The 13,455-nt window shown below is 45.1% G+C and carries 12 protein-coding genes and 2 pseudogenes; 8 read left to right on the top strand and 6 right to left on the bottom strand.

The window, feature by feature from the left end; genetic code table 11:
* Positions 1-4: 4 nt before the first annotated feature.
* Genes rsxC through gloA form a run of 6 tightly spaced genes read left to right on the top strand, consistent with a single transcriptional unit; the run spans position 5 to position 6,114 of the window.
* On the top strand, positions 5-2,593 hold the full coding sequence (gene rsxC / locus ACOSVQ_RS01120) for an electron transport complex subunit RsxC (protein ID WP_491980767.1): 2,589 nt from the start codon (positions 5-7) through the stop codon (positions 2,591-2,593).
* Positions 2,593-3,639: an electron transport complex subunit RsxD gene (gene rsxD / locus ACOSVQ_RS01115; protein ID WP_491980766.1), complete on the top strand. Its 1,047-nt coding sequence runs from the start codon at positions 2,593-2,595 to the stop codon at positions 3,637-3,639. Before rsxC ends, rsxD begins: the two co-directional genes overlap by 1 nt.
* 9 nt (positions 3,640-3,648) lie before the next feature.
* Positions 3,649-4,278: an electron transport complex subunit RsxG gene (rsxG, locus tag ACOSVQ_RS01110; RefSeq protein WP_491980765.1), complete on the top strand. Its 630-nt coding sequence runs from the start codon at positions 3,649-3,651 to the stop codon at positions 4,276-4,278.
* Positions 4,278-4,979, top strand: coding sequence for an electron transport complex subunit E (locus ACOSVQ_RS01105; protein WP_491980764.1), 702 nt, complete (start codon positions 4,278-4,280; stop codon positions 4,977-4,979). The genes rsxG and ACOSVQ_RS01105 overlap by 1 nt, the downstream gene beginning before the upstream one ends.
* A 36-nt stretch (positions 4,980-5,015) precedes the next feature.
* Complete coding sequence (nth, locus tag ACOSVQ_RS01100) at positions 5,016-5,648, top strand: endonuclease III (protein WP_491980763.1); 633 nt, start codon at positions 5,016-5,018, stop codon at positions 5,646-5,648.
* Between the two features lie 49 nt (positions 5,649-5,697).
* Complete coding sequence (gene gloA / locus ACOSVQ_RS01095) at positions 5,698-6,114, top strand: lactoylglutathione lyase (protein WP_491980762.1); 417 nt, start codon at positions 5,698-5,700, stop codon at positions 6,112-6,114.
* Between the two features lie 77 nt (positions 6,115-6,191).
* Here the strand turns inward: gloA and motY are convergent, their stop codons facing one another.
* Positions 6,192-7,076, bottom strand: a complete 885-nt coding sequence (gene motY / locus ACOSVQ_RS01090; RefSeq protein WP_491980761.1) for a flagellar protein MotY — start codon at positions 7,074-7,076, stop codon at positions 6,192-6,194.
* 258 nt (positions 7,077-7,334) lie between these two features.
* On the opposite strand from motY, the gene rnt reads away from it, so the two are divergent.
* Entirely contained in the window at positions 7,335-7,988 is a 654-nt protein-coding gene (rnt, locus tag ACOSVQ_RS01085; protein ID WP_491980760.1) for a ribonuclease T, read from the top strand.
* A gap of 29 nt (positions 7,989-8,017) precedes the next feature.
* Positions 8,018-9,343, top strand: coding sequence for a Na+/H+ antiporter family protein (locus ACOSVQ_RS01080; RefSeq protein WP_491980759.1), 1,326 nt, complete (start codon positions 8,018-8,020; stop codon positions 9,341-9,343).
* 166 nt (positions 9,344-9,509) lie between these two features.
* Here ACOSVQ_RS01080 and purF read toward each other — a convergent pair whose 3' ends face one another.
* The 5 genes and pseudogenes from purF to folC all read right to left on the bottom strand — a co-directional run bounded on the left by purF (position 9,510) and on the right by folC (position 13,428).
* A complete protein-coding gene (gene purF, locus ACOSVQ_RS01075; RefSeq protein WP_491980758.1) occupies positions 9,510-11,021 on the bottom strand; it encodes an amidophosphoribosyltransferase in 1,512 nt (503 codons plus the stop codon).
* Positions 11,022-11,056: 35 nt separating this feature from the next.
* Positions 11,057-11,548, bottom strand: coding sequence for a CvpA family protein (locus ACOSVQ_RS01070; protein ID WP_491980757.1), 492 nt, complete (start codon positions 11,546-11,548; stop codon positions 11,057-11,059).
* Between the two features lie 62 nt (positions 11,549-11,610).
* Positions 11,611-11,886: pseudogene (locus tag ACOSVQ_RS01065) on the bottom strand (SPOR domain-containing protein); the annotation flags it as partial.
* Between the two features lie 66 nt (positions 11,887-11,952).
* Positions 11,953-12,162: pseudogene (locus ACOSVQ_RS01060) on the bottom strand (cell division protein DedD); the annotation flags it as partial.
* Positions 12,163-13,428 carry a bifunctional tetrahydrofolate synthase/dihydrofolate synthase gene (gene folC, locus ACOSVQ_RS01055; protein WP_491980756.1) on the bottom strand — a complete coding sequence of 422 codons (1,266 nt, stop codon included), beginning with the start codon at positions 13,426-13,428 and terminating at the stop codon, positions 12,163-12,165.
* Positions 13,429-13,455 lie beyond the last annotated feature (27 nt).

The raw sequence follows: 13,455 nt of genomic DNA, 5'->3' as shown, positions 1-13,455 counted from the left end.
TCATATGTTGTCATTAATCGAACAAATTAGAACGGGTAGCCTGTGGTCATTTCCGGGTGGCATTCACCCACCAGAAAACAAGCAACAGTCGAATAAATCCGCGATAGCTCAAGCAAGCATTCCAAGTGAAATTGTATTGCCCGTTAAACAACACATCGGTAAACCGGGTGATTTGCTAGTTAGCGTTGGCGACAGCGTAAAAAAAGGTCAGGCTTTAACTCAATACACTTCAACATTCATGTTGCCAGTTCATGCACCAACGTCTGGTGTGGTTAAAGCGATCGAACCAAGAACAACCGCACACCCTTCAGGTCTTGCGGAACTTTGTATCGTGATCGAATCTGACGGTCAGGACTGCTGGATTGAAAAAAATGGCGTTGAAGACTTCACACAGCGCACACCAGATGAACTGATTGAAATTATTCGCCAATCTGGAATTTCAGGTATGGGTGGTGCAGGCTTCCCAACAGCCAAGAAAATTCAGTCTGGATTATCACGCACCGAAATTCTGATTATTAACGCAGCTGAGTGTGAACCTTACATCACCGCTGACGATGTTCTGATGAGAGAAAATGCTCAAGAGATCATTCAAGGCATCAGCATTGTTGAACACATTCTTAAACCTAAACTGACCATTATTGGTATTGAAGATAACAAGCCGAAAGCGATTCAAGCTCTGCAAAACGCAGCGCTAAACAAAGATATCGTCATTCGTGTTATTCCAACCAAATACCCATCGGGTGGCGAAAAGCAACTGATCAAGATTCTGACCAATCTTGAAGTACCGAATGGCAGAATCCCTGCTGATATCGGTTTGATGGTGCAAAACGTCGGCTCTATGCAAGCCATTAAACGCGCAGTGGTTGATGGTGAACCGTTGATTCGTCGCGTAGTGACACTAACAGGTAACAGCTTTAGAAAGCCTAAAAACGTGTGGGCATTGCTAGGCACACCAGTTCAAACTCTGCTTGATGAATTTGGTTATCAAGCAGATAAAAAACTGCCGCGTTTGATCATGGGTGGTCCTATGATGGGCTTTACCCTGCCACATGCAAATGTGCCAATCACTAAAACATCCAACTGTATTCTTGCTCCGACTCGCCAAGAAATTGCGCCACAAGCCTATGAAATGGCGTGTATTCGCTGTGGTCAGTGCGCAGAGGTATGCCCTGCCTCACTTTTACCTCAGCAACTACAATGGCATGCAAAAGCGCAAGAATTCGACAAGTGTGAAGAACTGCATTTAAAAGATTGTATTGAATGCGGCGCATGTGCGTATGTGTGCCCAAGTGAAATTCCTCTGGTTCAATACTACCGCCAAGCAAAAGCGGAAATCCGCACTCGCAAGATAGAATCCGACGCTGCTGAGCGCGCTCGACTCCGATTTGAGGAGAAGAAAGAGCGTATGGAACGCGATAAAGCGGAACGTGAGAATCGATTTAAAGCTGCAGCAGAAAGCCGCCGTCAGGAGATGACCACCAGCGGTGGTGAGAATGCGATTGCAGCGGCTATTGCACGAGTCAAAGCACAGAAAGAACAGTCAGCAGAAACAGAATCCGCTGTGAAGCCTGCCGTTGCTGCGGCAATTGCCAAAGCGAAAGCCAAACAAGCTGAAGCTGCGAAAACTGGCGCAGCCGAACCTGACAACGCTGAGATGATCAAACTGCGCGAAGAGCGTAAACGTCAGGCTCGTGAACGCAAACAAGAGAAAGAGCAGCAAACAGACGTCGTTGATTCTCCAACTAACGATAAAAAAGCTGCGGTAGCGGAAGCCATTGCGCGAGCTAAAGCACGTAAAGCTGAACAACAAGCGCCTGTTGAAGAAACTCAAACAGAGCTTGTAACTTCTGACGATCCGAAAAAAGCCGCAGTAGCCGCTGCCATTGCGCGTGCTAAAGCACGTAAGGCTGAACAACAAGCACCTGTTGAGGAAACTCAAGCAGAGCCTGAAACTTCTGACAATCCGAAAAAAGCCGCAGTCGCCGCTGCCATTGCGCGCGCTAAGGCGCGTAAAGCTGAACAACAAGAGCCTGTTGAAGAGGCTCAAGCAGAGCCTGAAACTTCTGACGATCCGAAGAAAGCCGCAGTCGCCGCTGCCATTGCGCGCGCTAAAGCTCGTAAGGCTGAACAGCAAGCACCTGTTGAAGATACTCAAGCAGAGCCTGAAACTTCTGAAGATCCAAAGAAAGCAGCAGTAGCCGCAGCCATTGCACGTGCTAAAGCTCGTAAAGCTGAACAACAAGAGCCAGTTGAAGAAACCCAAGTAGAGCCTGAAACTTCTGAAGATCCGAAGAAAGCCGCAGTAGCCGCTGCCATTGCGCGAGCTAAAGCTCGTAAGGCTGAACAGCAAGTACCTGTTGAAGAGGCTCAAGCAGAGTCTGAAACTTCTGACGATCCAAAGAAAGCAGCAGTCGCCGCAGCTATTGCGCGCGCTAAAGCGCGTAAAGCTGAACAACAACCGCCAATTGAAGAGACTCAAGCAGAGCCTGAAACTTCTGAAGATCCTAAGAAAGCCGCAGTCGCCGCAGCCATTGCGCGAGCGAAGGCACGCAAAGCTGAGCAACAAAATAAAAATACCGAGGAGAATAACTAGTGGCTTTCTTTATAGCTAGTTCCCCACATACACATATCAAACGCAGCACTTCCGATTTAATGAAGTGGGTAGCGTTATGCGCACTACCGGGCTTATTTGCTCAAACCTATTTCTTCGGTTTTGGTACGTTAATTCAGTTGGTCTTTGCAATCCTTGTTGCGCTAGCGTTTGAAGCTGCAGTAATGAAATTACGTAAGCGCCCAGCGCATTTTGCTCTTAGGGATCACAGCGCTATCGTTACCGCATGGCTATTGGCAGTAGCAATACCACCCATGTCACCTTGGTGGATTGTGTTTATTGGCCTAATTTTCGCGATTCTAATTGCAAAGCACTTGTACGGTGGACTTGGTCAAAACCCGTTTAACCCTGCAATGGTTGCTTACGTGGTTTTACTTATCTCCTTCCCAGTGCAAATGACAAGCTGGATAGCACCACATCAGTTGGCACCAGATAGCATATCGTTCAGTGATTCGCTTTCGCTGATCTTTACTGGTTTCGATTCTGACGGATTGTCTCTTCAGCAAATTCGAACCGGTATCGACGGTATGACCATGGCAACACCACTTGATTCGTTAAAAACGTCGCTAAAGGCGGGTCATACGCTATCAGAAGTCATGGCTCAGCCACAGTTTGGATCTTTAGCAGGCATCGGTTGGGAATGGGTAAACTTAGCTTACTTAGCTGGTGGTATTGTCCTTCTAAGACTGAGAGTGATTAACTGGCACATTCCAGTTGCGTTTCTAACCAGCTTAGTGGTGATCAGCACCTTAGCAGTGTTGTTTGCTCCGGGTACTACCGCTTCACCACTGGTACATCTATTATCTGGCGCGACCATGCTCGGTGCATTTTTCATTGCTACCGATCCGGTTACGGCTTCAACGACCGTTAAAGGGCGCTTAATCTTTGGTGCATTCATCGGTATTGTGGTGTTCATCATTCGCAGTTGGGGCGGCTTTCCAGATGGTGTGGCTTTCGCCGTTCTGCTAGCTAACATGTGTGTGCCGCTTATCGACTACTACACCAAACCTCGTACTTATGGGCACTAAGGAGCAGACATGTTAACCGCAATTAGAAAGAACGGTCTTATCCTTGCTGCTTTTGCTTGTTTATCAACGGGTGTGGTGGCGTTAACTCACCAATTGACCGAATCACAGATAAAAAAACAAGAAAACATTCAACTTCTATCTGTTTTGAACCAAGTTATTCCGAAAAAACTGCATGACAATGAGCTTGCACAATCGTGCATTTTGCTTAATGACCCAGCGTTAGGCACGGACAACGATATGCCCGCGTATGTGGCTACACTCAATGGTCAGCCTAGTGCAATAGCGGTTGAGGCGATTGCGCCTGATGGATACAACGGTGCGATTAAAGTCATTATTGGTATCAAAAATGATGGCACGATTACTGGCACTCGAGTTCTGGCACATAACGAAACCCCTGGGCTTGGCGATAAAATTGACCTAAGAATCAGCGATTGGATACTAAGCTTTAAAAGTAAATCGGTAACAGCAGACAATGAAGAGCAATGGAAAGTTCGCAAAGACGGCGGTCAATTTGACCAGTTTACTGGCGCAACCATTACCCCTCGAGCTGTGGTTAAAGCAGTGAAAAAAGCAGTGACTTACGTAAATGAAAACCGTGAGTCGTTAGCTAAACAAACATATAACTGCGGAGATAAGTGATGAACAGTGAACATAAAGCGCTGATGAAAAACGGTATGTGGGAGAACAACCCTGCGTTAGTTCAACTGCTAGGTTTGTGTCCGCTGCTTGCCGTTTCATCTACTGTAACCAACGCATTGGGTTTGGGTATTGCCACAATGCTAGTACTAGTAAGTTCAAACGTGACGATTTCTTTAGTTCGTGACTACGTACCAAAAGAAGTTCGTATTCCAGTGTTTGTTATGATTATTGCAGCATTGGTAACTTGTGTTCAGTTGCTAATGAATGCTTACGCGTATGGGTTGTATTTATCGTTAGGTATCTTTATCCCACTTATCGTTACCAACTGTATTATCATCGGTCGTGCTGAAGCGTTCGCATCTAAAAATGACGTTTTACCTTCCGCTCAAGATGGTTTGTGGATGGGTCTTGGCATGACCTCCGTACTGGTTGTACTAGGTTCAATGCGAGAAATCATCGGTAAAGGTACCTTGTTTGATGGCGCAGATTTGTTGCTAGGTGATTGGGCGAAAGTACTACGAATTGAAATTTTCCACTTTGATAACAGCTTCCTGCTTGCATTGTTACCGCCGGGCGCATTTTTCGGCGTCGGTTTGCTCATTGCTCTCAAGAATGTTATCGACAAACAACTTGCAGCACGTCAGCCAAAACAAGAAAAACCGACCATCGAACGTGCACGAGTGACCAACGTATCGTCTTAATAGAAAAATTCAAGAGACTAGAAGCAGCGCAGATCAATGAACAAAGATAAAAGAATACAAATTCTAAAGCGACTGAGAGAAAACAACCCAAAGCCAGAAACCGAGCTCAACTGGAACTCACCTTTCGAACTGCTCATCGCGGTTCTGTTATCCGCTCAAGCAACTGACGTGAGTGTGAATAAAGCGACTGACGAATTGTATGCCGTCGCAAACACACCTCAAGCCATATTTAATTTGGGTGTCGATGGCGTCAAAGAGTATATAAAAACCATCGGTCTTTTTAACTCTAAAGCAGAGAACGTCATCAAGACTTGCCGTATTTTGCTTGATAAACACAACGGCGAAGTACCGGAGAACCGCGAAACACTTGAAGCGCTACCCGGTGTCGGGCGTAAAACAGCAAACGTTGTGTTAAATACCGCATTCGGCTGGCCTACCATCGCCGTAGACACTCATATCTACCGAGTGTCGAACCGAACCAAATTCGCAATGGGAAAGACTGTCGACGATGTCGAACAGAAACTACTTAAAGTCGTTCCTGCAGAATTCAAATTAGATGTTCACCACTGGCTCATTTTGCACGGTCGATACACATGTATTGCTCGCAAGCCTCGCTGTGGTAGCTGTCTGATTGAAGATCTATGTGAATACTCTGAAAAAGTTGAATAGAATTATAAAATTACGCTGAAAGCGATACCTTGAAATCTAGGAGCCCAAAATGTCAAACAACCGTGTTCTACATACCATGCTACGCGTCGGTGATTTAGACAAATCTATCGAGTTTTACACCAAAGTTATGGGTATGGAGTTATTACGTAAAAGTGAAAATACAGAGTACAAATACACTCTAGCGTTCGTTGGTTACGGTGATGAATCAAAGGGTGCTGTCATTGAATTAACCTACAACTGGGGCGTTGAAGAGTACGACCTAGGTAAAGGCTTTGGACACATTGCTATCGGCGTTGACGATATCTACGCAACATGTGACGCAATCAAAGCGGTTGGCGGCAACGTGACTCGTGAGCCAGGACCTGTGAAAGGCGGTACAACACACATCGCTTTCGTTAAAGACCCAGATGGTTACATGATCGAGCTTATCCAAAACCGTCAAGCAAGTGCAGCGCTAGAAGGTTAATCCTTCTTTTATGCCAGTGATAAAAAACACCGCCTATGAGCGGTGTTTTTATTTAAATTCAGCTATACCGACTAGAACTAAACCTGAGTACGACCAAGCGAAATCACTACACGGCGGTTCTTATCTTTGCCGATTGGTGATTCGTTGTCGGCGATTGGTCGGCGCTTACCAAAGCCTTGGACTTGAATTCGATCTTCTGGCAAACCCAGTGACTTAAAGTAATTACGCAGCCTTTCCGAACGCTTCTCAGACAAGCTCTGACTCTCATTTTTGCTATCCGCAGAATCTGTATAAGCTGCTACTAACACCAAATCGATGTCTTGGTTGTAGCGAATGTACTCAGCAATTTGTTCTAAACGTTTTTGCGAGGCTTTGTTCAAATCAACGCTGTTACCGCGATCGTAATGCAAAATCGTAAACGAAATATCTTCGAAACTGTATGGCAGCAGATTCGCTATGCAGTCACTAAAAGCATTGTATTGAGCTTGGAACAACACTGAAGATAGTGCCACTTCAATACGCTGGTCACGACTTTGCCAATCCTGATAACTGAAGGTTGGGTAACGACCTTTTTCCAGTTCGCTTAACAGTGTCCATGCCGATTGACCACCGATGTAACCATCAAATTGTTTGAAGAACTGAATGTTGGTAATGCGATCAGCACTTTCACCTGGTCTCCATGCTGGCGGCATTGAAACTAGACTGACATTACGAGTATCTCCCATTGGGCGACGCATCTTCAGCTCAAAGTCCAAGTTCATTTTCTTACTGGCACGAGCAGAGAACTCCGCATCACCATAATTTGGAATAGGATGTACAAGTCGACACTCAAGCGGGGTATTAGTCACCATCTGCCAAGTGGACTGCTGTGGCGTTGCCACATAACGCTTTTCTAATGCCGAGGCGGCAACAGGCGTCAATAGTGTGGCAGCGGCTAAACTTGTAACAAGCCATTTATTCATAAGGACTTTTTTCTCTTAATACTGCATGTCATCGTGGCGAAACATTGCCACTAACTTTATTCTGATGTGAATAATGCAAAAATCCCGCCAGTTCAACCTAAAAGTCTTTAAACATAAGCCATTTCAGACAAGGATTGAGTTCGTATTTGATATAGCCGAATAATGAACCAATTAATTCCGTCTAAATAGAGTGCTCAGGTTTTTCTTACAGTCATAACATGCAATAATGCCGCCCTTGTCACAATAACTAGAGCCAGCATGACTGATTTAAAAGAAGCAAAGACATTGAAAGAGCGTTTTCGTGGTTATTTTCCAGTCGTTATAGACGTAGAAACTGCGGGATTCAACGCCCAAACAGATGCACTATTGGAAATTTGCGCCGTCACTTTGCGCATGGATGAAAACGGCGACTTACAACCAGCTTCTACTATTCACTTTCATGTTGAGCCTTTTGAAGGTGCCAATATAGAAAAAGCGGCACTTGAGTTCACGGGTATCTATGACCCATTTAGCCCTCTGCGAGGCGCAGTATCAGAAGATCACGCATTAAAAGAGATCTACAAACTGGTTCGTAAAGAGCAGAAAGATACGGATTGCAGTCGAGCTATCATCGTGGCTCACAACGCTAACTTCGACCATAGCTTTGTCATGGCCGCAAGCGAACGTAGCAAACTTAAACGCGTGCCCTTCCACCCTTTCGCTACTTTTGACACTGCAACACTGAGCGGCCTAGCTTACGGGCAAACTGTCTTAGCTAAAGCGTGCAAGGCCGCCGGAATGGAATTTGATAATCGTGAAGCACATTCAGCGCTTTATGATACACAAAAAACCGCAGAGCTATTCTGCGGAATCGTTAACAAATGGAAAGCTCTTGGGGGCTGGCCAATTGCTGACGAAAAAGAAAACAACTAAAACCAAACACGACTTGAATTGAGAATAATATGAATCCTGTAGTCATTTCCGTTTGCGTCATGCTGCTGCTTGCTCTGATGCGCGTAAACGTTGTAGTTGCCCTAACCTTCAGCGCTATTGTTGGTGGTTTAGTGGCAGGTATGAGCTTAAATGATACTGTAGCGGCTTTTGAAAGCGGCTTGGGTGGCGGTGCAACTATTGCACTTAGCTATGCAATGCTCGGCACCTTTGCTGTTGCTATTTCTAAATCTGGCATCACTGATTTGCTAGCGCAAAGTGTCATTAAACGTCTTCATGGCAAAGAGCATGGTGCTGCAACCACTGGCTTGAAATACGCTGTATTGGTTGCGTTATTGCTAATGGCAGTTTCTTCGCAAAACGTTATTCCAGTGCATATTGCCTTCATTCCAATTTTGATTCCGCCACTACTAGGTGTATTTGCAAAACTTAAACTTGACCGTCGTTTAGTTGCCTGTGTACTTACCTTTGGTTTGATCACCCCTTACATGGTGCTACCGGTCGGTTTTGGCGGTATTTTCTTAAATAACATTCTGCTTAAAAACCTACATGAAAACGGCTTAAACAACATCACTGCGGGCCAAGTACCAATGGCAATGCTGCTACCAGCTATTGGAATGATCGTTGGTTTACTTATTGCTGTATTTTTCAGTTACCGTAAACCACGCGAATATGCAGAGACTGAGCTAACCGTTGTTCATCATCAAGCAAACGAAATCGACAAGAAACACGTTGCGATTGCAGCCGTGGGTATTGTTGTAGCGCTAGCCGTTCAACTTGCAACAGGTTCTATGATCATCGGTGCACTGGCTGGTTTTATGGTGTTTACTTTCGGTGGCGTTATCGCATGGAAAGAGACTCATGATGTGTTCACCAAAGGTGTTCATATGATGGCGATGATCGGCTTTATCATGATTTCTGCAGCAGGTTTTGCAGCGGTAATGAAAGATACCGGTGGTGTTGAATCGCTCGTTAGTGCTCTATCTACCAGCATCGGTGATAACAAGCCACTAGCAGCGCTACTGATGCTTGTGGTTGGTTTGCTGGTGACTATGGGTATCGGTTCATCATTCTCAACCATTCCAATTATCGCGACGATCTATGTTCCGCTATGTGTTGCATTTGGCTTTTCACCAATGGCAACTGTCGCACTTGTAGGTACGGCAGCTGCGCTTGGCGATGCGGGTTCTCCTGCGTCTGACTCAACATTAGGTCCAACTTCTGGTCTTAACGCTGACGGTCAACACGAGCACATTTGGGAAACCGTTGTACCAACGTTCCTTCACTACAACCTACCGCTAGTTGTGTTCGGTTGGATTGCGGCGATGGTTCTGTAGTTCTATAGCAAAGCAGTTCTGTAACGATTTTACCTTCGATTCCACATGACCATTTATGGAATTGATAAATTGCTAGACATAAAAAAGGCTTCCTATTGGAAGCCTTTTTACTATTCATCAATTACTTATTACTTTAAACGTAACTTAACTACTAAGGTAAAAAGTATTAAGCACCTTCGTTGTACAGTTCTAAGCTTGCTAGATCCTGAATTTCACGCTGTGCTTTTACATCATCACCACGCATAGACTCTAGGTAGTCTAGGTATTGCTGATCGATATCGCCCGTTACGTATTCGCCGTTAAATACTGACGCTTCAAACTCAGCAATATCAGGGTTGCCTGCACGCACTGCATCTTCTAAATCTTCAAGAGTTTGGAAGATAAGTGCATCAGCACCGATTTGCTTACAGATATCTGCGTTATCACGGCCGTGAGCAATTAGCTCATTTGCCGTTGGCATATCGATACCATATACGTTCGGGAAACGAATCTCAGGCGCAGCTGACACCATGTAAACTTTTGCTGCACCTGAATCGCGAGCCATTTCGATAATCTGCTCAGACGTTGTTCCACGCACGATTGAGTCATCAACAAGCAGTACGTTTTTATCTTTAAACTCAGAACGGATTGCGTTCAGTTTACGACGTACTGATTTCTTACGTAGCTGTTGACCCGGCATGATAAACGTACGACCAACGTAACGGTTCTTCACAAAACCTTGGCGGTATGGTTTATCAATCGCTTGTGCGATTTGTAGTGCGATATCGTTTGATGTTTCTGGAATTGGAATAACAACATCAATATCCAGATCTGCGAATTCATTCTTGATACGGTCGCCTAAACGCTTACCCATTTCAACACGTGCGCTGTATACCGAAATCTTGTCGATAAATGAATCCGGACGTGCAAAGTAAACGAACTCGAAAATACAAGGAGTTAGGCTTGGGCTGTCTGCACATTGCTTAGTAAACAACTCACCTTCAAACGTTGCGTAAATCGCTTCACCCGGTGCAACATCGCGCACGAAGTCAAAACCAACCGCATCTAAAGCAACAGATTCTGACGCTACCATGTACTCAGTACGACCATTCACTTCACGCTTACCAAGACATAGTGGACGAATACCGTGTGGGTCGCGGAAAGCAATCATACCGTGGCCGATAATCATCGCTGTAACAGCGTATGCACCACGAATAGTGCGGTGCACGTTTGCCACTGCGCGGAAAACGTCTTCAGAGGTTACATTACCTCTTACAGTGTCAATTTCATGCGCCAATACGTTTAGCAGTACTTCAGAATCTGAAGTGGTATTGATATGACGACGATCTTTTTCGAACAACTTGTCACGCACTGCGTTCGCATTGGTCAAGTTGCCGTTGTGAGCAAGCGTGATACCGAATGGAGAGTTTACGTAAAAAGGTTGAGCTTCCGATGCACTTGAGCTGCCAGCAGTTGGGTAACGAACGTGCCCAATACCAACAGTACCTTGAAGACGCTGCATGTGTTTGGCTTCAAAGACATCTTTTACTAAACCGTTCGCCTTGCGCAGACGGAAACGATTGCTTTCTATGGTACAAATACCAGCGGCATCTTGGCCACGATGCTGCAATACCGTTAAAGCGTCATAGATAGACTGGTTTACAGGCGTTGTGCCCACGATTCCAACAATACCACACATGTCCTAATCCTCGATTTGCGTCAGTAACTGACGCGTTATATCGCGTCAGATAGAAAACTTGATGTTGCTTGTATGTGTTCAAACAGAGGCGCAATCACACGGCTAAACTCCGGTACTAATTGCGAACTCTTCCACCACTCTGAGCTTGGTAAGGCTGTAAAGGTATCTACGAAAAACAAAGCCGCAGCGACGATAAGAACTCCACGTAATGCACCAAACACGACGCCTAGGATTCTATCCGTACCTGATAAACCTGTTTTCTGCACCAATTGCGAAATCACATAGTTCACAATCGCACCGACCACTAGTGTTGCTACAAACAATGCAGCGATGGCAGCGCCGTTGCGGAACATTTCATCTTTAATATTGGTAAAGTACACCGCCAGTTTTGCGTAGTACTGTGAAGCGATAAAAAACGCACCACACCAAATAATTAATGACAGGGCTTCTTTCGCAAAGCCACGAACCAAACTGATCAAAGCTGACAAGCCGATCACACTTAAAATGACAATATCTAACCAATTCATGAGTTCTTACATCTTAAGTTGGCGCGCATTTTAACAGAAAAAAACGCGACGCAAACGTTTTCTTATGGGTTTAGTGGTTTAAATTTGAGCAGTTGACCTTTTGAACCGGTAACTTTCTCTAATTCCAGCAGTTGTCTCTCAAGCTTACTTTTAGAGACATCAGGTCCGATGATCACTCGCGTAAAACCGTTTTCTTGTTTCGTGTGTGCCTGATATCCGCGCTTTTGCAGATCATCCACTACACTTTTCGCGTTTTCTGCGTTCTTCAAAGCCATCAGCTGAATGATCCATGCGCTGTCTTGGTAGTCATTTTTCTCAGGGACTTCTTTGACAACCGTTTCTATCGGTTTTTCAGCCGCAGTAGTCGACGTAGATACTTGGCTTGTTGCTTGAGTAGCTGACACTGGTGACACTGGTAACGCCACTTCATCTTCAACAGGTTCAAGGACTTCAAACTTTTCTACATCACTATTCAGCTCAGGCTTAATAGGTATGCTCGTAATCTCTTCTTGATAGTGCATCTTTTTACCATCAAGAACGTCAGGCAGAACAATGACACCTATCGCCACCAAAATAATAGTACCTACTAAACGGCTTTGAAATTTACTCGCCATCTACGCTCCTTTATTTTTCCAGTGCTCAAGCACTTCACCGACTGTGTGGAAAGACCCAGCAACGATTATGACATCACCTTCTGATACCCTTGTCATCGCACTTTCAAATGCACTTACAGGGTTTGAATACTCTTCATGGCCTACTTTTAAATGCTTGCACAATTCACTTGCTGAAGCGGCTCTAGGACCAGATAAAGATGCAGGATACCAATGGCTCACTACGGGCTTTAAAACGTCAATTGTCGATTTGATGTCTTTGTCGTGCAGCATTCCTAGAACCATATGTATGTTTTGGTTTGGGAACTGGGTGCGAATTTGAGACGCAAGATACTCAGCAGAATGAGGATTGTGAGCCACATCAAGCATCACAATTGGATCATCGCAGATACGCTGCATGCGCCCAGCCAATTTTGCGTTGCGCAGACCTTCAACAATATTTACGTCACTGACATCTAATCCTGAGCAACCTAAAGCCATCAGTGCTGTTGCAGCATTAGCCAGAGGAAGTGTCGGGACAGGCAAATCGGTAAGGTCAAACGAACCACTTCGCCATTGCCAAACCGAATCAGATACTTTTTCATACTCAAACTGGATACCAACTTGATAGAACTCTGCACCGATATCATCAGCATGAGCAGCAACCGTAGATGGTGGTTTAGGCTGACCACAAATGGCAGGTTTACCTGATCGGAAAATACCGGCTTTTTCAAACCCGATGACATTGATATCGTCGCCTAACCAATCAACATGATCGATTGCCAGACTCGTGATTACAGACACATCATGATCAACAACGTTGGTTGCATCTAAACGTCCACCAAGGCCGACCTCTAATAGAACAACATCAACTTTCTCAGTTTGAAAAATACGTAGTGCTGCTAATGTACCGAACTCAAATAGGCTTAATGTAATTTCGCCACGTTGATCTTCAACAAAAGCAAAAGCTTGTGTGTGCTGCTCATCACTTGCATCAACGCCGTTGATACGTACACGCTCGTTGTAGCTAATAAGATGAGGAGAACTGTACACACCAACTGAGTAGCCAGCGTCTAGAAGAATACTTTCCATCAACGCACACGTAGAACCCTTACCGTTAGTTCCGGCAACAGTGATAACTGTAGGTGCTGGTTTCGTAAGAGAGGCTTTAGTTGCAACCGCCTGAACGCGGTCTAAGCCTAAATCAATTGCAGATGTGTGAATATGGGTTAAATAATCAAGCCACATCGACAGTGGGGATGTGGCTTGAGGAATTGGGTTATGTTTCATCTAACGTAGAACCATTGTTTTCTTTGG

The organism is Vibrio sp. HM8-C (assembly GCF_058630515.1).
The sequence above is the reverse complement of the archived record's forward strand: the minus strand, read 5'-3'. Positions and strand labels throughout refer to the sequence as shown.

What these genes read in the sequence shown, in the direction of transcription:
- folC (WP_491980756.1), bottom strand. Translation starts at nt 13,428, where the DNA reads ATGAAACATAACCCAATTCCTCAAGCCACATCCCCACTGTCGATGTGG.
- ACOSVQ_RS01070 (WP_491980757.1), bottom strand. Translation starts at nt 11,548, where the DNA reads ATGAATTGGTTAGATATTGTCATTTTAAGTGTGATCGGCTTGTCAGCT.
- rsxC (WP_491980767.1), top strand. Translation starts at nt 5, where the DNA reads ATGTTGTCATTAATCGAACAAATTAGAACGGGTAGCCTGTGGTCATTT.
- gloA (WP_491980762.1), top strand. Translation starts at nt 5,698, where the DNA reads ATGTCAAACAACCGTGTTCTACATACCATGCTACGCGTCGGTGATTTA.
- rnt (WP_491980760.1), top strand. Translation starts at nt 7,335, where the DNA reads ATGACTGATTTAAAAGAAGCAAAGACATTGAAAGAGCGTTTTCGTGGT.
- motY (WP_491980761.1), bottom strand. Translation starts at nt 7,076, where the DNA reads ATGAATAAATGGCTTGTTACAAGTTTAGCCGCTGCCACACTATTGACG.
- nth (WP_491980763.1), top strand. Translation starts at nt 5,016, where the DNA reads ATGAACAAAGATAAAAGAATACAAATTCTAAAGCGACTGAGAGAAAAC.
- rsxG (WP_491980765.1), top strand. Translation starts at nt 3,649, where the DNA reads ATGTTAACCGCAATTAGAAAGAACGGTCTTATCCTTGCTGCTTTTGCT.
- purF (WP_491980758.1), bottom strand. Translation starts at nt 11,021, where the DNA reads ATGTGTGGTATTGTTGGAATCGTGGGCACAACGCCTGTAAACCAGTCT.
- ACOSVQ_RS01080 (WP_491980759.1), top strand. Translation starts at nt 8,018, where the DNA reads ATGAATCCTGTAGTCATTTCCGTTTGCGTCATGCTGCTGCTTGCTCTG.
- ACOSVQ_RS01105 (WP_491980764.1), top strand. Translation starts at nt 4,278, where the DNA reads ATGAACAGTGAACATAAAGCGCTGATGAAAAACGGTATGTGGGAGAAC.